The sequence below is a fragment of the Chryseobacterium elymi genome (genome assembly GCF_003385495.1).
Lineage (GTDB): Bacteria > Bacteroidota > Bacteroidia > Flavobacteriales > Weeksellaceae > Chryseobacterium > Chryseobacterium elymi.
The window spans coordinates 24,756-43,005 of the sequence record NZ_QNUH01000026.1 but is presented as its reverse complement, the minus strand read 5'-3'; the positions used below and the strand labels follow the sequence as shown (position 1 = coordinate 43,005).

The following is an 18,250-nucleotide window of genomic DNA, read 5'->3' as shown; positions in this document are numbered from 1 at the left end:
ACAAAGAGAGAACTGTATCGGGAGGGAGAAAAAGAAGAAATGGAAACTTCATATTATCATTACAGCAATAGCAAGCTTGACAGCATAACAAACAATACCGATACAGCGAAACAGGTTTTTACCTATGATGATCAGAATAAGCTTGTTAAAAGGGTCAGTTATGGAAGATATGAAGAAAATAAGGATGAAATAGATGAAGAGGAAACCTTTTATTATAATTCTGAGAATTTCATCATCAAATCCGTTAAATCTACAAGCCTGGTGATAGAATGTAAATACAATAAAAATAATCAGATTGTACAGACCAAAAGCTTTTCTACAGACAACCCGAAAGAGATTGATGTCACGGAATATCAGTTCCGGGCTTTAAGTGATAAGCCTGATACCGTCATTACCAAAAGGAATGGAAAAATTCAAAATACACTCCTCAACAAATTTGATGCAAAAGAAAATACGATCGAAACAGCCATCGTCTTTCCGGATAAAACAGGCAGAACAACAAAAAACAGTCTCATCTATGATCATCAGAATAATATTGTATCCAACATTACTTCAAATAACGAAGGAAAAATAAGCGAAAGGATTCAGGAAATTGAATATCAATAATCTTTCGTCAGGAAAGGAAAAGCATAACAAAAGCACCTTTTTAAAATAATACAAAACCCTTCCCGAAAGATATAAAAACTACACCCTCATATCAGAAAAGAAATATTTTCTAAAACAGCATTACATAGCCCGAAAATACACTTTAAATCCCAACGTGTACCGTATTACGTTTTTGTTCAGCCATCTCATTAATAATCCTTAAATTTGCCCAAAACCAAAACATATGTCAACAGCAGCAACAGCAAAAAACTCACAGTATTTTATTGACCTTGAAGAAAAGCACGGAGCGCACAATTATCATCCTCTTCCTGTGGTTCTTGACCGCGGAGAAGGCGTATTTGTATGGGATGTGGAAGGCAAAAAATATTATGACTTTCTTTCAGCATATTCTGCTGTGAACCAGGGACATTCCCACCCTAAAATCGTTGCAGCTTTAGTAGGTCAGGCACAGAAATTAGCCCTGACATCCAGAGCATTCTACAATTCAAAATTAGGCGAGTACGAACAAAAAATCACTTCTCTTTTCGGATTTGATAAAGTGCTTCCTATGAATTCCGGAGCTGAAGCTGTAGAAACAGCAGTAAAATTAGCCAGAAAATGGAGCTATGAAATAAAAGGAATTTTAGAGAATGCAGCTAAGATCATCGTATGCGAAAATAACTTCCACGGAAGAACAACTACAATCGTTTCTTTCTCCAATGATCCCGATGCTAACCAGAACTATGGACCTTTCACACCGGGATTCATAAAAATCCCTTACAATGATATTACTGCATTAGAAGAAGTATTGAACAGAGAAGCAGGAAATATTGCTGCATTTTTAGTGGAGCCTATCCAGGGTGAAGCCGGTGTTTACGTACCGGATGAAGGTTTCCTGAAAAATGCTTCCGAATTATGTAAAAAACATAACGTACTCTTCATTGCAGATGAGGTACAAACAGGTATTGCAAGAACAGGACAGCTGATTGCCTGCCATCATGAAAATGTACAGCCTGATATCCTTATTTTAGGAAAAGCCCTTTCCGGAGGAATGTATCCTGTTTCTGCAGTATTGGCTAATGACAGTATTATGAATGTTATCAAACCTGGACAGCATGGTTCTACATTCGGAGGAAATCCTATTGCATGCGCTGTGGCAGTAGCTGCTTTAGATGTGGTTGCCGATGAAAAACTGTCTGAAAGAGCAGAACAGTTAGGCCAGCTTTTCAGAGCTGAGATCCAGAAGATTATCGAAAAAAACAGTCTTATTACCAAAGTAAGAGGAAAAGGCCTTTTGAATGCTATTTTGATTAATGACACTCCGGACAGCTCTACAGCATGGGATTTATGTCTGCAGTTAAAAGAAAATGGACTTTTAGCTAAGCCTACCCACGGAAATATCATCAGATTGGCACCACCTTTGGTTATTACAGAAGAGCAGCTTTTAGACTGTGTCAGAATCATTGAAAAAACTATTACAGAATTTCGTTAATGAAGTTATCAGTCTGTTATATTGTTTTAAATGGAGAAAGAGTCATTGAAAAAAGTATCAGCAGCATCTATGAGATCGCTGATGAGATTATAGTCGTTGATTCTTTTTCCACAGATAAAACAGAGGAAATCTGTACGGGGTTTCCGAAGGTAAAATTTATCAGAAAAAAATTTCAAGGCTTCGGCTGTCAGAAAAACTATACCCTGTCCGAAGCTTCCGGAGAATGGATACTGTTTTTGGACTCCGATGAAGTTCCGGATAAAACTGCTGTAAATGCTATTAAAGAAATTTTAACCAGCTCCAATCCTTCTTATAACGTTTATGAGATTCATTTCAACAATATCCTGCTGAAGAAAACCATAAAATATGGCGGCTGGGGCAATGTTTGGAGAGAAAGATTCTTCAGAAAAGGCCACGGAAAATACTCTGACGATCTGGTGCATGAATGCTTTATTACACAAGATAAAAAAGGTAGACTTCCGGGAAATATCGATCACTACACCTATAAAAGTATTGCCCATCATATTGAAAAGATCAATAATTATACACAGCTGATGGCAGAAAAAAAGGTTTTGAACGGAAAATCAGTATCTCTTTTTAAGATCATCTTTTCTCCATTCTATGACTTTATGAAAACCTATTTTTTTAAGCTGGGCTTCCTGGATGGTGTTGCCGGATTTTATATCTCAATCACCGGAGCATTTTACACCTTTCTGAAATATATAAAAATTAACGAAATCTATAAATTCAAATAATAATCTTCGGATTAAAATAATAACAGCCGGCTCAATTGTATTGCAGCCAGATGCTATCTTTCTTTTATTCTATACATTTGATTATCCGATGCAATTTTGGTCATAAATAGCCAGATGATCCCTGTTGATACCTTTGCTGTCCTTATATAATACTTCTTATTCAATTTTGCAAATCAATTGTTCGACAGTTTACATCTTATTTTAATGTATTTTTAAGCTCGTGCATTCAATATTTTAATTAATTTTGAATTTTGTAACAGATCTCTCTTTTTGTAGACTTATACTATTCAATCAGTGAGTTAGTCAATAATAAAACATAAAATTGTATAACCCGTAAATAATTTTATAGAGATCACCATAAAACATACGGTTTATACATTCAGATAACCATGCTCAGATTTATCAAAAGGACACTCGGATTTTCAGGTACAGAAAGTGTCCGGATCCTCATGTATCATAAAGTTCTGCCGGAGAAAAAAATTTTCGGCAAAGATTTGCTGACTGTTTCAACAGAAAACCTGGAGCAGCAGTTTAAATACATTAAAAATAATTATAACACTTTATTTTTTAACGACCTCAAGGCCAACTGTCAGCTGAAGCACAAACTCATTCTTACTTTTGATGATGGCTACCTCAACAATCTTCAGTACCTGGTTCCTTTGTTGGAAAAATATCGCTTGAAAGCCACAATCTTCATTCCAACCGAGCTTATTCCGGAAAAAGAAACGGATGAAAACCGCGAGATGATGACATTTGATGAGATCAGATCCCTCAATCCTGAAGTTATTGAAATTGCGCTTCATAGCCACTCCCATAAGAACTATTCACAGATCTCACTGCAGGAAGCAGCAGATGATATTTATAAAAATATGCGCACCCTGGAGGAAAAGTCAATCCCTTTTACCAAAGTACTCGCCTATCCTTACGGTAAGTTCCCTAAAAAAGGGGAACAAAAAAAAGAATTTTTCTCCATACTCGAAAAAGCAGGAATTATTTCTGCAGTACGTATCGGTAACAATATCGACTATTATCCCTGGAAAAATAAATTTGAGATTAAAAGAATTGATATCAGAGGAGGTGACAGTTTCAATGTATTTAAGTGGAAATTAAGGCTCGGAAAGATTAAACTTTAATTCAGCAGCTCACTGTAAAGTTTTTCATAAGCTCCGGCCATTTCAAGATAACCGAACTTTAAAGCCCTCTGCTTTAACTGTAAAGCATATTCATCCTTATTAGAACCATAAGTCTGCATTCCGGATGCATAAACCTGCTGCATATGCTCCGCTGAAAAATCATCAAAATAAAAAGCCAGATCTCCTCCAATTTCAGGAAGACTAGTTAATTTGCTTAAAAAAACAGGTTTCCCAAAATACATAGCTTCCACAGGAGGAATTCCAAAGCCCTCTGCTAATGAAGGATGACAATAGGATTCGCAATGCTGAAGAAGAAAATATTTTTCGTTATTATTTATGTTTTCCAGAATGTGCACTTTATTTTCCAGTCCCAGGGTTTTTATTTTCTCTAGAAATTTCTCTTTATAGGCAGATTTCGCAGATGAAGTTACCAATACAAGATGCCTGTCATTTTTTGAAATAAGATCCAAAAGTACTTCCTGATTCTTTTTAGGGAAAAGCACTCCGATATTTAAAATATATTTCTTCCCTACGAAATCATAACTGTTCTTAGAAATGAACTCTGTGGTTTCCGGAAAAATCAGCCCATTATAGATTACTTTTATTTTAACGTCATTTTTTAAAGTAAAAAGTTTTCTGTTCTTAAGAAAATCTTCTTTTACAAATTCTGAGATACAAACAATGGCATCTGCATTACCTATATTTTTCTGAACCAGTTTTGTGTATTTTTTCACTTTTCGTTCCATACTTCCATCGTGAAGAAAATTAAGATCGTGAAGCGTTGCTACCTTTTTCTGCCCTCCTTTTACCGTATGAAAATATTGGGAAAGCTGATGAGCTGTATGAACCAGGGAATAAGATTGAGTATTTATAGGAAAATTCTTCTGCCAAAACTTCCAGTCGATAATATTAAAACTTTTTTTCGTCTGCGGAATATTTTTTTTTGGTCCGTAGAAAACATACTCAAAATCAGAGACTTTATCGTCCAGACCCTTTATTAATGAAACACATACGTTGGCAATTCCCGACTTCGGGTACTTCAATCTTTCTGCATCAATAAGGATTTTCTTTTTCATTCCGGTCAGGCTTTTCATCAAAAATATAAATTTAAATATGAAATTTTTATTTTTGCAGTATGAAAATTTGTTTAATCAGCTTCGATTTCTGGCATTATGATGAACACATAGTGGAAAAACTGAGTGATAAAGGCATTGAAGCATGCCACATCAACATCGGAGCTTTTACCCACAAAAACACCGGAGAACGTATAAAAAATACGTTCAGCAAGATTTTTCTGGGCAAGAATCCAAAATATCACAAAAGACAAAGTTTCATACTGGAGTCTCTGGAAAAAATAGGACGGCAGGATCAGATCCTGGTCATCAATCCTGAGGCTATTGACGAAAGTATCCACCAGAAAATCAGAGAATATACAGACCGGAACATTGCCTATCTGTATGACAGTATGGCCCGGAACCCGGCAACACATCTTCTGCATTATTTTGACACAGTATTTTCTTTTGATGATGAAGATGTGAAAAACTTCGGATTCGAAAAGATCACCAATTACAATTACCTCGACTATATTCCGGCTGCCAAGCAGCGTCCGAAGCTGGATATGTTCTACATCACATCTTATGATCAAAAAAGACTTTCTGCCCTAAATATGTTAATCAACCGTATACATCCCATGAAAATAAAATTCGAGGTCTATATGGTAGGTAAAAAGGGCTGGAAAAATAAACTGAACCAGATCATTGATAAGAAGAATATTGATATTTTAAAGTTCGGAAGAAAAAAGATACCTCATCACGTACTGCCCGCCTATTATAAGAATACTAAAGTTATCCTCGACCTGATGCGGGCCGACCAGACCGGGCTCAGTTTCAGGATATTTGAAGCCATGGCTCTGGAAAAGAAAATTATCACGGATAATCCTACGATCAAAAACTATGATTTTTATAATCCGAATAATATTTTAGTACTGGATAAGAATTTCCGTAATCTGAAAAAAGATTTTTTCACTACGCCATACGAAAAACTGCCTGAAGAAGTTTATAATAAGTATACTCTAGACCATTGGGTGAACACTGTATTTAAACTGAATTCATGAAAGAAATAAAAAATGTACTTATTGTAACCCGGGAATACAAATCTTTCCGGACTCCTGAGGTAGGCGGGACAGGTGTTTTTTATAAAAACTTATGTACAGAACTTGTAAAGAGAGGAATATCAGTGTATGTTTTTCTGATCTCAAAGTATGTATTTGATATAGAGGAAGACGGTGTAAATATTCATTCAATAAAAGATGTTTTCAAGGCCAATCCTCTTCTTGAACTGTTAAGATCTTTTACAGGAAAAGTTAAAGCTCTGGAACAGTTCCATTTTAAGACCTATTTATCCGAGAAAAAAAACATTTCTAATCAGATCAATTCCTGGATCAGGAAGAATAGTCTTCATTTTGACATTGCAGAAACCCATGACTTTGACGGCCTTGCCCTTGCTATCCCTAAAGAAATCCCTTATGTGATCAGATGCCACGGTTCGTGGTCTGTTCTGGAAAAATATTTCGGCTACAAAAAAGTACATAAAGGAAGAGTTTTCTGTGAAAAAGAAGCTTTTAAAAGCTCAGAAAACATTATTACCATATCCCAGTATAATGAGACGATTAATAAAGCCCTGTTCGGCATCAAGGACCCGAAACTGATTTACAACGGCATCGATGAAAAATTCTACAAACCTGTAAAAAATGCGGAAATCATTCCTCAATCTGTGTTCTTTTTAGGAAATATCTCTTTTGAAAAAGGTGCAGAAACCCTGATCAGTTCTTTTGTTAAGCTGAAAAAAAAGTATCCCGGAGCGTCGCTTCATTTCATAGGAAAACCCAATCATTATCCGGCCTACATAACTGAGAACATTCCCGATACGGAAACCCGGAATTCGGTTCATTTTTATGGAAATAAGCCGGCGACGGAAATTGTAGAGATGATCAGCAAAGCAGAGGTGGTCTGCTTTCCCTCCAAAGGTGAAAATTTTAGCTTATCTTTGCTTGAGGTAATGGCTATACAGAAACCTGTTATATGTTCTGCAATAGATTCCTTTAAAGAAATCATAGAGGAACCTGTAAACGGTCTGATTGCCGGGGAAGAAGACTTCCATGAAAAGATAAGTCTTATTTTTGAAGACGATGATCTGAGAAACAGAGTATCAGTCAATGCAAGGAAATTAATAGAATCAAAATTCGGCATTGATAAAATGGTTGATGAAACCATAAGCTATTACAAGGAGATCATATAGAAAATACAATCTATGGATCCCGGAAATAACTACCGGACTTCTCAGTTGATCCTAAGTTTTAGAATATGAATGCGCAGGAACAAATTGAAAATTTAGAAAAACAGCTTAAAGCACTTAGAAAAAAATATTATATCAAGTCTTTTTTCAGAAGGGCAAAAAGGCTCGTAACAGATTTTTTACCACTGGATTCTATACCGTCTGAATACTGTACGGAAAGAATTAAAATCAGTGAAAAACACGAGGTAGAAGTTTTTCTTCCCAAAACTTTTTATGCTCCTCAGGTTTCTGTAAAAACACCTAAAAATGCCGTAGAGATTTTTGCGCTTCAAAATGTACTCTGTATTCCTAATTCCACATATTTTTTAAATATGAAAAAGGATAAAATTTTTTACGAAAGATGGCATGATGATGACAGGATTACTTACGTATATAATACGACCAATTTAATACAGCATTCCATTACCCTTGCAAAAGTAAAGAATTATAAGAATGTGTATTATGATGACGAAGCTATTTTCCTGGCCGGAACTTTCACTTTCAATTATTATCATTTTCTGGTTGATATTCTTTCTAAAGTTGAATTTTTCAAATATATCCCCGACGCTAAGAATAAGCTGATTATTATAGATGAAGAGGTAGAGAAGGTTGAAAATCTGAAAGACCTTCTTATGTTTTTTCTAAAGGATTATAAAATTGTATTTCTCAGCAACCATAAAAATTATTACCAATTCAAAAAACTGTGGCATATCACAAGCATCAATTATGCCATCCCGAATATCATGCCGGGCGAAAAATATGAAGCCGGATTTGCCAAATTATCAAAATCGTCTCTGCAGTATCTTAGAAAAACAGCCTTTGATAATCTGGATTTGAGCAAGGTCCGCATCGAACCTATTAAAAAAGTATTTATTTCAAGAAGGTCCCAGTACAGGAAATATAATGATCAGGAAATTTTTGAAACAGCAAAAAAATATGGGTTTGAAGAAGTTTTCTTTGAAGACCTTAATATCCACGAGCAGATCTACCTAGTTAATAAAGCTGATTATATCATAGGGCCAACAGGAGCAGCATGGACGAATATCCTTTTTACAAATCCGGAAGCCAAAGCACTAATTTGGCTGAGTTCGGTTTGGGGAGATTTCGCTATTTTCTCTACTTTAGCAAAAGAAATAGGACTCGATTTACACTTTTATATTTATCCACAGACAAGTAAAGATTTTCATGAAGATTATAAGTTGGATCCTGAAATTTTCTCAAATGAACTAAAACAACTTTTAAACTTATGATAAAGATACATCCTACTGCAGAAGTCCTGAGCCAATCTATTGGTGAGAATACAATGATCTGGCAATACTGTGTTGTGCTTTCCGATGCCGTAATAGGTGAAAATTGTAATATCAACTATAATGTTTTCATAGAAAATAATGTTTATATTGGAAATAATGTCACTATAAAACCGGGTGTACAGATATGGGATGGGATTTCTATTGAGGATGATGTTTTTATTGGCCCCAATGTAACTTTTACCAATGATAAAAACCCTGTATCAAAAAATAAAAACTTCACTTTACTAAAAACCACTGTCAAAAAAGGAGCCTCTATTGGAGCAAATGCAACCATACTTCCAGGAATTACCATCCATGAGAACGCAGTGGTAGGAGCAGGAAGTGTTGTGACAAAAGATGTACCTGCCGGAGAAACCTGGTTTGGAAATCCGGCAAAAAAACAAAACATTAAGGTTTAAAGTTCGGAATAAAAACACCTCACCATGCGCTGAATGCCTAGTACAAGACTACTGAAGTTGTCTTTTACCTCATACGTTCTGATCGGACATACCTAATTTCAGGATATTTGAAGCCATGGCAAAAAAATCATCCCGGATAATCCAACCATTAAAGCCTACGATTTTTATAATCCTCAATATTCTGGTACTGAATAAAAATCCCATAACATAAAACGATTTTTTTCATACTCCACACGAAAAACCATCTGAAGAAGTTTATAATAAGTATACTCTCGACCATTGGGTAACACTGTATTTAAAATGAATTCATGAAAGAAATAAAAATACTTATTGCAACTAAAAATATATGACAAATATGGATTCGGCACCTAATTATAGTAAAAATCAGTATCTTTAAACAATGAATAACCCGCCGCTTGTAAGCCTTATCATCATCACTATGAACCATGAAAAGTTCATTGAGCAGGCATGCTTGTCCGCTATCTCGCAGACCTACCCCAATTATGAAATTATTCTTTTGGATAATGCTTCGAAAGACAGAACATTTGACAATGCAGAACGGGCACTTTCAACGTTTGACAAACATTACAAAATTATCAGGAATACCGAGAGCTTCGGCGTAGCCAAAAACATTAACACTGCAATTTCCAATGCTTCAGGAGAGTATATTTCCATACTTTCGGGAGATGACTGGTTTACGGAAGACCATCTTTCAGAAAAAGTATCGTATATTGAGAGAAATCCTGTAGACTTCATTCTTTCAGACGGTTATAAATATTACCAGTCTGATGATAAAATGACAGATGCCTATACTCCGAAAGAAAAAAAGCAGGTCATAGACAGCCTTAATAATTTTTTCCATGAAAATGTTTCGGAAAACAAAACGGCCAATGTAGGAACATTTGTAAAAAGAGAGCTTCTCGTGAAATATCCGTTTGATGAAAACATCAATACTGAGGACTGGGATATGAATCTGAGATTAACGTCCAAAGGATACAAAATAGGTTTTATTGATAAAAAACTCTTCTACTACCGGATTCTTTCCACCAGCCTTTCCAGAAACTGGAAGCTGATGAAAGATTCTTACGAAAAAGTAACTCATAAATACCTCAATTACATCAAAGCCGACAAAGAACTTTATAAAAAATACCAACTGAAGCTCATTCATTTCAAGTATGAAATCCTTTTATCCGAAACAGATTCAGAATCTGAGAAAAAAAGACTGCAAACGGAATGGAAAAAAGAAAAGTACAGAATTAAGTATAAAAACCCTGTTCTATTCTTTAAACTGCTGATGCTTAAAAAATAAATAAAAAAGATGGAAGCCTGAAGTCTGGAAGATTGAAGCTACTGTGGTCCCTAAAGAACAATGGTACACTATTTTATTAATTTTCTTAAACTATTTTAATTGAATTTTACGATAACTGTAAGAAATTATTCGCTCAAAAATGACTTCCTCCCTCTCCTCTTCCAAACTTCCGGCCTTTTAATCTTAATTTTCTTAACCTGAACTCAGGTAATTTTAAGTAAATTTGCACCAAAATTTTTATTGAAATGGAGAAAGTAAGAGTTCGTTTTGCTCCAAGTCCTACCGGACCTTTGCATTTGGGAGGCGTAAGAACCGCATTATATGATTATCTTTTTGCCAAAAACCAGGGTGGTGAATTTGTACTTCGAATAGAAGATACAGATACGGCGAGATATGTAGAAGGAGCTGAAAACTATATCGAAGAAGCTTTAGAATGGTGCGGAATCATTCCAGATGAAAGTCCTAAGAAAGGAGGAAAATTTGCACCTTACAGACAGTCTGAAAGAAGGGACATCTACGACAGATATACGGAGCAGATCCTGAAAACAGATTATGCCTACATCGCTTTTGATACCCCTGAGGAGCTGGATGCCATCCGTGCTGAGTTTGAAGCGGAAGGAAATGTTTTCTCTTATGACAACAAAACAAGAAACCGACTGAGAAACAGCATTGCCCTTTCTGAAGAGGAAGTTCAGCAATTACTGGATGAAAAAACACCTTACGTGGTGAGATTCAAAATGCCGGTTGACAGGACATTAAACCTTCAGGATATCATCCGCGGAAATTCTTCCGTGAATACCAATACACTGGACGATAAAGTTCTTGTAAAGAACGACGGAATGCCAACTTATCATTTCGCCAACATCATCGATGACCACGAAATGGAAATTTCCCATGTGATCCGTGGAGAAGAATGGCTGCCGTCCTTAGGCCTTCATACTTTATTATACGAAGCTATGGGCTGGGAAGCGCCTCAGTTTGCTCACCTTTCATTGATCTTAAAACCTGATATATCAACCTTAATTAATAAAGATAATATTGACAGCATCACAAAATCTTTTGCAGAAGAATTTATCCTGAAAAACAGCCAGTTTTCTCTTGATGAATCGGCAGCGCTGATTAAGTCATTCTTTACAGAAGTAAAAAGCCCGAGATTTAAATCAATGCTGGGCGAAAATGATAAAGATAATCCTTTAATGGCTTCTGTAAAGCAGTTTTTAAAAAAAGGACTTTCCGGAAAGCTAAGCAAAAGAGACGGTGACAAGTTTGGATTCCCCGTATTTCCGCTGGACTTCAAAGATCCTTCAACAGGAGCTGTTTCTAAAGGATACAGAGAAAACGGATATCTTCCTGATGCATTCATCAATATGGTTGCCCTGTTAGGCTGGACTCCTGCAAATGATAAAGAAATCCTCTCACTGGAAGAAATGGGTAAAGAATTCGATCTTCATAAAGTACATAAAGCAGGTGCCAGATTCAGCAAGGAAAAATCAGAATGGTTCAACCATCAGTATATCCAGATGACGTCTGAAGATGAACTTCTTCAGTTGTTAAAGAATACAGATCTTGACCTTTCCGGTGTTTCCGATGAAAAACTGATAAAGATCATCGGTTTGATGAAAGAAAGAGCTATCTTCCCGAAAGATATTTACGAAAACGGAAAGTTTTTCTTTGAAGCTCCTGTTTCTTATGATGAAAAAGCATCAAAAAAAGCCTGGAACGAAGAAACATCTGCTGTTTTAGGGGAATTAGCCAAAAATCTTGCAACTACTGAATTCACCTCAGAAATACTGAAGCAGGCAGTCCATGATTTTGCGGAAAACAAAGGCCTGGGGATGGGAAAAGTGATGATGCCGCTGCGTTTGGCTTTAGTAGGAGAACTGAAAGGCCCGGATGTTCCGGATATCATGGAACTAATTGGAAAAGAGGAAAGTACCTCCCGAATAAACAACGCTATCAATAATTTTAAATAGTTTTTCATAATTTTTCATAAATTTGAAAGATTTAATTTACTTCAAGAAATGGAATATTTAAGTTTCGAACTTCCTATAAAAGATCTGATGGATCAACTTCAGACTTGTTCTTTAGTAGGAGAAGAAAGTGGTGTTGATGTAAAATTAGCATGCAGCCAGATTGAGGATAAGATTTTGGAAAAGAAAAAAGAAATCTACGAAAATCTTACCCCTTGGCAGAGAGTACAACTATCCCGTCATCCTGATCGTCCTTATACAATTGACTATATCAACGGTATGGTAGATAAAGGAAGTTTTCTGGAACTTCACGGAGACAGAAATTTCGCAGATGACCCTGCAATGATTGGCGGTCTGGCTACATTGGACGGCCAGAAAGTAATGATCATAGGAACCCAGAAAGGGAGAACAACCAAAGAAAGACAGTACAGAAGATTCGGAATGCCAAATCCTGAAGGATACAGAAAAGCTTTACGACTAATGAAGCTTGCTGAAAAATTCAAAATCCCTGTAGTGACTTTAGTAGATACACCGGGAGCTTATCCGGGATTAGAAGCTGAAGAAAGAGGTCAGGGAGAAGCAATTGCCAGAAATATCTTCGAAATGGTTCAGCTTAAAACACCCATTTTCACTTATATCATCGGGGAAGGAGCAAGTGGCGGAGCTTTGGGAATAGGAGTCGGAAATAAAGTATACATGCTTGAAAACACATGGTACACTGTAATTGCACCGGAAAGCTGTTCTTCTATTCTATGGAGAAACTGGGATCACAAGGAAGATGCAGCCAATGCATTAAATCTTACCCCAAAAGATGCTTTAAGAGAAAAATTCATCGACGGTATTATTGAGGAGCCGCTAGGAGGTGCCCAGTACGACCCAGAAACGGCTTACCTGAATCTGAAAAATTCAATTTTACAGAATATCAAAGCTTTTTCAAAATTCTCAGGACAGGAACTTGAAACCCAGAGACAGGAGAAATTCATTGCAATGGGACAGTTTAAAGGATAAAATAAAAACGGTTAAGAAAAAATTTCTTAACCGTTTTTTATTATAGTTCAGTTTTAATTAATCTTAATCAGCTACGTTGAGTGCAATTTCAATATCCTGAGTAACTTTCTTGATTGAAGAATACTTTGCATCACACACCATGGTGGTCAGTACATATTCCCCTTTATCTATAAGTATAAAATTCTGTCCTTTGGCAGGAACACTCAGGTTATAATATTTTTTTCCGCTTATTTTTACGATCAGATTACAGCTTGACCTGTTCTTGATATTGATATAAGCCTCATTCTTATTCATATCATTATTAAAAATATGGGTAAGCATTGCTGCAGTTTTTTTATGGGCTTCATTAGGTTCTGATTTGGCAACCCCGGCAGTTTTGGCGGAACCCACGCTTGCCAGTCTCTCTTCTTTCAAAGCCTTTATGGCATCATTTACCTTATCCGTGTTCTTATTTTCAGCAGATGTTTTATTGGCTGCTATCACTTTACCGCTGTTAAGCTCATTATTCTGAACAATTTTTTCTATTTTCTCTTTACTGATCGGCTTAATCGTAGGTTTGGCTTCAGGAGAATTATCGGCCATAATCATTTCAATCAATTTTCTTTTAAAATAATCAGTTTTGGCATGTCCAGGGTTTTGTTTCAGAAAACCGGCGATCACTCTGGCCTCTTTAGAAGCTTCGGCATCCTGCTCTGTATAGATGATTACCGTTTCTTTTTCTACAACAGCTTTGGATTTTGATTTCTTCTTTTTTTGAGAGAAACCTAAGGTAAAAATGCATAGAAATATAAGTAGAAAGATTTTTTTCATTAACCAAGTCTTTAAAATAGTATTAAATATATCAATAACGTGAAAAGTCATTTTTTAGTTTATCATTAAAATCATTATCTTTGCACTGCTTTAAAATTAAGCTAAAAATTAATACTAATCTTAAATAAAAAAATAATACATATTATGTCTTATACACCAGCTGCTGCAGACGTAGCAAAATTAAGAAACCAAACAGGTGCAGGTATGATGGACTGCAAGAAAGCTTTAGTTGAAGCAGAAGGAGACTTCGAAAAAGCAGTAGATATCCTTAGAAAAAAAGGACAGAAAGTTGCTGCAAACAGAGCTGACAGAGAATCTTCTGAAGGTGCAGTAATCGCCAGAGTAAACGAGGATAACACTTTAGGTGTGATCATCTCTCTAAACTGCGAAACTGACTTCGTTGCTAAAAATGAAGCTTTCATCGAGCTTGCTTACGAATTAGCTGAAATGGCTATTTTCGCAGCTACTAAAGAAGAACTTTTGGCTACAGACTTCCACGGACTTACTGTTGCTGATAAATTAATCGAGCAGACAGGAGTTATCGGTGAGAAAATTGAGATCGGAGCATTCGAAAGAATTGAAGGGCCTTACCTGGGAGCTTACATCCACGCTGGAAACAAAATCGCTGCTATAACTGCACTTTCTGCTAAGGTAGACGGAGCTGACGAAGTGGCTAAAGCTGTTTCTATGCAGGCTGCTGCAATGAACCCAATCGCTCTTGACGAAACCAGAGTTTCTCAGGAAACTATCGACAAAGAATTGGAAATCGAAAGACATAAACTTACTGAAGAAGGTAAGCCTGCAAACATTATCGATAATATCCTGAAAGGTAAAATGCAGAGATTCTACAAAGACAACACTTTGGTACACCAGGATTTTATCAAAGACAGCTCTATTTCTGTAGCTGACTATGTAAAATCTGTAAATGCAGACCTTAAAGTAACAGGTTTTGTAAGAGTAAGCTTGGCTTAATCATCTTTCAAAGAATAATACAGATCCCGGTAAAATTTACCGGGATTTTTTATGTGGTGGTACCACATCAGCCGATAAGAATTATACATAAGACGAAAATTAAACGTAAGAAAATCTTTCCAAGCATGCTCATTCGCCCGGGCAGAGCCTGATACGAGATTACCAGTTTCATATCCCGGATGGCTTTTAATTAAAAATCATGAATAATTTTTAACTTTTGTTATATTTATTTAACACTATTTCAAATATTATTTTAAATTTGTAGAAATCCTAATTCCACACATATGAAAAGATTTCTACTCAGCTTAGTATTAGTTCTTTTATCAATTAACACGCTATTTGCACAAAGAGATACGGAGCATTGGTTTGCCCCTATGGCAGCTAAACCTACCGCACTCAACAGTCCTAAACAGGCCTTGTATTTTTCTACGGATTCCACCACTCCTTTCCCTGTAGAAATATACAGTAACAATATACTGATAGGAACAGTAACTATCATGAAAGGTGATCCAAAAACATTTGACATAACAACGGCTACGATGATTACCAATCAGCCCACAGAAATGTTCACACCAGTTGGTAAAGGAATTTACACTAAAGGAACAAAGCCATATTATGTAAATTTCAGATTTAGTGTTACCAGCCACGGGGAAATATTAACTTCCAAGGGAAAGGCAGGTATTGGAAAAAAATTCTATGCAGCTACTACCCCGATGACTGGTCAGTCTATTACTTTCATAAATTTTACAACCGGAGTTTTAGCTACTGAAGACAATACCACGGTTACGGTTTCAGGATATACCCCGGGAGTGCAGTTTACAAACGGAACTACAGGAACCACCACTCCCACTATGTCATTTACCCTTAATAAAGGACAAGCCTATATCATTGAGGGACGGGACAATACCGGAGACAATGCCACAGGCTTTATTGGAGCAAAAATAGAAGCCGATAAACCTATATCGGTAACAAACGGTAACTTTAACGGACAGTTTGCCCTTCCCCCAAGTGCAGGGTCCGGTGGCTCCGATATTATTATGGACCAATCCGTTCCTGTAGACAGACTAGGAAATGAGTTCGTTCTTGTAAAAGGAAACGGAGACAACAATGACGGAGATGAAGACGCACTGATTATCGCAACTGAAAATGATACTCAAGTTTTTCTTAACGGATCTACTACTCCCATCCAGACCCTGAATGAAGGAGAATGGGTAAGAGTAGGCCAAGGACCAAATAATACCTATGTATTCCCATATATTGATCAGGGAAACTCACACTTCAATATGCACATCAAAACTTCTAAGAATGCATATGTATATCAGCTTTTGGCTGGTCTTCCGAACAGTACTGCAACAGAAGGATTCAATTATATTCCGCCTTTGAACTGTTTTCTGCCAAAAAAAATCGATGAGATAGGATTGATTAATCAACTTCCTGAAACTTCTTCCAGTGGTACGAAAAACGTGAAACTAAACATACTTACCGAGACAGGAGCAACGGTTACCGTAAATGGAACTCCACTTCCAGCTGCACAAGGTCCCTTTACTGTAACAGGAACTACAGCATGGGTATCTTATTCTGTTCCTAATATTACAGGAAATGTTACTGTTATTTCTACAAAAGCGGTTACAGCAGGTATTTCTGCAGGAAGTGGGGCAGTAGGATACGGTGGTTATTTTGCAGGATTCTCATCAATTCCGGTAATTGCAAAACGTTCCGGAGAATGTGCTCCCGGCATTGTTCTTGAGGTGGATGACAGTTATGAAGGCTACCAGTGGTTCCTGAACGGAACAGCTATCGCGGGGGCAACATCCAATACGTTCTCACCAACAACTTCCGGAAACTATACGGTAAAAGTAACAATGGGTACATGTCCACCTGTTACGACCCCAATCTATAAGGTATTTACCTGTTTAAAACTTACTACACAAACACTAAATGCATGTTCTACAAAGGTAATTACACCGGCGTTCACATCCTCAACACAGACTCCTGTACCCGGTACACTGGTGATTATTACTCCACCAGCACATGGTACAGCTGTAATAAATTCAAACGGAACCATCACCTACACTCCTACTACCAACTATTATGGCCCGGATCAGATCGTCTATAAATTCTGTGGTAATGCTACTGAATTTATAGACTGTGAACAGGTTACTTTAAACCTTACTGTAGTACCATTCGTAGTAAGAGATGCAATAATCTCAGCATGCCAGTATGACGTAGATCCTTATGCTTATTTTGATCTTACTAAAGCCAGCGTTACTGACTATAATGCAGTGGTTAAAAAATATTATCCTACATTGGCCGATCTTACTGCAGGAACTAACGAAATCACAGCTCCTCAGAACTATCCGTCTACCGGAGGATTTGTGTATGTAAAAGTTACAACTAACGAAGGATGTACAGCGAATGCAAAAATTCAGCTGATTGCTCTTCCTATAAAAAAATCACCAATACTTGTTGACCAGTTTATCTGTGCGGACGCCACAACAGATCTGGATGCAGGTCCTGGTTATGATTCGTATCTATGGAATACCGGAGCTACAACATCTTCTATTCAAAATGTGGGTATTGGAGAATATTCTGTAATTCTGGGCAAAAACGGATGTTCACTGCCACAGATTGTAAGAGTAAGAAAAGCTGAAGATCCGGTAATCACCAAGATCGAAATTTCTAATACTACAGCCACAGTAGTTGTAAATGGAGGAAAAACCCCATACAAATATGCGGTGGATTCACCATCTAACTGGCAGGATTCTAACGTATTCACAGGACTTACAAGAGGTCAGCATACTTTTTATGTAAAAGACACTTACAATTGTAATCCTACATCAGTGGAAGTAACTATTCCAAATTTATTAAATGCCATTACTCCTAACGGTGATAATAAAAATGACTTTATTGACTATAGCGAATTAGCTTATAAAGAAAACCTTTCTTTTGTAATTTATGACAGATATGGAAATATGATATTTACCGGAAATAAATTCAATAATTACAAGTGGGACGGGAAACATTATGACAAAAAACTGGTAACAGGAACTTACTGGTATCACATCAACTGGAATGAAACCAACAAAGAGAAAACTCCTATTCACTACACCGGATGGATTTTAGTTAAAAACATCGAATAGGCTATTTTAAACAATAATAATTAACCGCGATTTGA

At 36.6% G+C, this 18,250-nt stretch carries 15 protein-coding genes; 13 read left to right on the top strand and 2 right to left on the bottom strand.

The genetic code is table 11. The features are described from left to right. The 4 genes from DRF60_RS19230 to DRF60_RS19215 all read left to right on the top strand — a co-directional run. On the top strand, positions 1–606 hold a 606-nt coding region (locus tag DRF60_RS19230; RefSeq protein ID WP_238640247.1), incomplete at its 5' end, for a hypothetical protein. 223 nt (positions 607–829) lie between these two features. Beyond that, positions 830–2,077 (top strand): ornithine--oxo-acid transaminase, encoded by a 1,248-nt coding sequence (rocD, locus tag DRF60_RS19225; RefSeq protein ID WP_116014591.1) that lies wholly within the window; start codon positions 830–832, stop codon positions 2,075–2,077. Further along, positions 2,077–2,832, top strand: a complete 756-nt coding sequence (locus DRF60_RS19220) for a glycosyltransferase family 2 protein (RefSeq protein ID WP_116014589.1) — start codon at positions 2,077–2,079, stop codon at positions 2,830–2,832. Before rocD ends, DRF60_RS19220 begins: the two co-directional genes overlap by 1 nt. 389 nt (positions 2,833–3,221) lie before the next feature. Beyond that, entirely contained in the window at positions 3,222–3,965 is a 744-nt protein-coding gene (locus tag DRF60_RS19215; protein WP_116014586.1) for a polysaccharide deacetylase family protein, read from the top strand. On the opposite strand, the gene DRF60_RS19210 is transcribed toward DRF60_RS19215, so the two are convergent. After that, complete coding sequence (locus tag DRF60_RS19210; protein WP_116014596.1) at positions 3,962–5,041, bottom strand: glycosyltransferase family 4 protein; 1,080 nt, start codon at positions 5,039–5,041, stop codon at positions 3,962–3,964. The two genes, DRF60_RS19215 and DRF60_RS19210, sit on opposite strands and share 4 nt — an antisense overlap. Before the next feature lie 59 nt (positions 5,042–5,100). Between DRF60_RS19210 and DRF60_RS19205 the strand changes: the two genes are divergently transcribed. From DRF60_RS19205 to DRF60_RS19175, 7 genes are all read left to right on the top strand, one after another. Further along, complete coding sequence (locus tag DRF60_RS19205) at positions 5,101–6,078, top strand: glycosyltransferase family protein (protein WP_116014584.1); 978 nt, start codon at positions 5,101–5,103, stop codon at positions 6,076–6,078. Further along, positions 6,075–7,262: a glycosyltransferase family 4 protein gene (locus tag DRF60_RS19200; RefSeq protein WP_116014581.1), complete on the top strand. Its 1,188-nt coding sequence runs from the start codon at positions 6,075–6,077 to the stop codon at positions 7,260–7,262. Before DRF60_RS19205 ends, DRF60_RS19200 begins: the two co-directional genes overlap by 4 nt. Positions 7,263–7,327: 65 nt before the next feature. Continuing rightward, positions 7,328–8,548 (top strand): glycosyltransferase family 61 protein, encoded by a 1,221-nt coding sequence (locus tag DRF60_RS19195; RefSeq protein ID WP_116014578.1) that lies wholly within the window; start codon positions 7,328–7,330, stop codon positions 8,546–8,548. Continuing rightward, positions 8,545–9,006, top strand: coding sequence for an N-acetyltransferase (locus tag DRF60_RS19190; RefSeq protein ID WP_116014576.1), 462 nt, complete (start codon positions 8,545–8,547; stop codon positions 9,004–9,006). Before DRF60_RS19195 ends, DRF60_RS19190 begins: the two co-directional genes overlap by 4 nt. A 400-nt stretch (positions 9,007–9,406) precedes the next feature. Further along, positions 9,407–10,315, top strand: a complete 909-nt coding sequence (locus tag DRF60_RS19185) for a glycosyltransferase family 2 protein (RefSeq protein ID WP_116014573.1) — start codon at positions 9,407–9,409, stop codon at positions 10,313–10,315. A 245-nt stretch (positions 10,316–10,560) separates the two neighbouring features. After that, a complete protein-coding gene (gene gltX / locus DRF60_RS19180) occupies positions 10,561–12,288 on the top strand; it encodes a glutamate--tRNA ligase (RefSeq protein ID WP_116014571.1) in 1,728 nt (575 codons plus the stop codon). 48 nt (positions 12,289–12,336) lie between these two features. Further along, positions 12,337–13,293: an acetyl-CoA carboxylase carboxyltransferase subunit alpha gene (locus DRF60_RS19175; RefSeq protein ID WP_116014568.1), complete on the top strand. Its 957-nt coding sequence runs from the start codon at positions 12,337–12,339 to the stop codon at positions 13,291–13,293. A gap of 63 nt (positions 13,294–13,356) precedes the next feature. Here DRF60_RS19175 and DRF60_RS19170 read toward each other — a convergent pair whose 3' ends face one another. After that, positions 13,357–14,103, bottom strand: coding sequence for a DUF6759 domain-containing protein (locus tag DRF60_RS19170; RefSeq protein ID WP_116014566.1), 747 nt, complete (start codon positions 14,101–14,103; stop codon positions 13,357–13,359). Positions 14,104–14,247: 144 nt separating this feature from the next. On the opposite strand from DRF60_RS19170, the gene tsf reads away from it, so the two are divergent. Both tsf and DRF60_RS19160 read left to right on the top strand, forming a co-directional pair. Then, positions 14,248–15,075: a translation elongation factor Ts gene (gene tsf / locus DRF60_RS19165; RefSeq protein ID WP_111955588.1), complete on the top strand. Its 828-nt coding sequence runs from the start codon at positions 14,248–14,250 to the stop codon at positions 15,073–15,075. Positions 15,076–15,359: 284 nt separating this feature from the next. Then, the gene (locus tag DRF60_RS19160) at positions 15,360–18,215 is read left to right on the top strand and encodes a T9SS type B sorting domain-containing protein (protein ID WP_116014564.1); all 2,856 of its coding nucleotides are present in this window, start codon (positions 15,360–15,362) and stop codon (positions 18,213–18,215) included. Positions 18,216–18,250: the final 35 nt, after the last annotated feature.

What these genes read in the sequence shown, in the direction of transcription:
- rocD (WP_116014591.1), top strand. Translation starts at nt 830, where the DNA reads ATGTCAACAGCAGCAACAGCAAAAAACTCACAGTATTTTATTGACCTT.
- DRF60_RS19220 (WP_116014589.1), top strand. Translation starts at nt 2,077, where the DNA reads ATGAAGTTATCAGTCTGTTATATTGTTTTAAATGGAGAAAGAGTCATT.
- DRF60_RS19215 (WP_116014586.1), top strand. Translation starts at nt 3,222, where the DNA reads ATGCTCAGATTTATCAAAAGGACACTCGGATTTTCAGGTACAGAAAGT.
- DRF60_RS19210 (WP_116014596.1), bottom strand. Translation starts at nt 5,041, where the DNA reads ATGAAAAAGAAAATCCTTATTGATGCAGAAAGATTGAAGTACCCGAAG.
- DRF60_RS19205 (WP_116014584.1), top strand. Translation starts at nt 5,101, where the DNA reads ATGAAAATTTGTTTAATCAGCTTCGATTTCTGGCATTATGATGAACAC.
- DRF60_RS19200 (WP_116014581.1), top strand. Translation starts at nt 6,075, where the DNA reads ATGAAAGAAATAAAAAATGTACTTATTGTAACCCGGGAATACAAATCT.
- DRF60_RS19195 (WP_116014578.1), top strand. Translation starts at nt 7,328, where the DNA reads ATGAATGCGCAGGAACAAATTGAAAATTTAGAAAAACAGCTTAAAGCA.
- DRF60_RS19190 (WP_116014576.1), top strand. Translation starts at nt 8,545, where the DNA reads ATGATAAAGATACATCCTACTGCAGAAGTCCTGAGCCAATCTATTGGT.
- DRF60_RS19185 (WP_116014573.1), top strand. Translation starts at nt 9,407, where the DNA reads ATGAATAACCCGCCGCTTGTAAGCCTTATCATCATCACTATGAACCAT.
- gltX (WP_116014571.1), top strand. Translation starts at nt 10,561, where the DNA reads ATGGAGAAAGTAAGAGTTCGTTTTGCTCCAAGTCCTACCGGACCTTTG.
- DRF60_RS19175 (WP_116014568.1), top strand. Translation starts at nt 12,337, where the DNA reads ATGGAATATTTAAGTTTCGAACTTCCTATAAAAGATCTGATGGATCAA.
- DRF60_RS19170 (WP_116014566.1), bottom strand. Translation starts at nt 14,103, where the DNA reads ATGAAAAAAATCTTTCTACTTATATTTCTATGCATTTTTACCTTAGGT.
- tsf (WP_111955588.1), top strand. Translation starts at nt 14,248, where the DNA reads ATGTCTTATACACCAGCTGCTGCAGACGTAGCAAAATTAAGAAACCAA.
- DRF60_RS19160 (WP_116014564.1), top strand. Translation starts at nt 15,360, where the DNA reads ATGAAAAGATTTCTACTCAGCTTAGTATTAGTTCTTTTATCAATTAAC.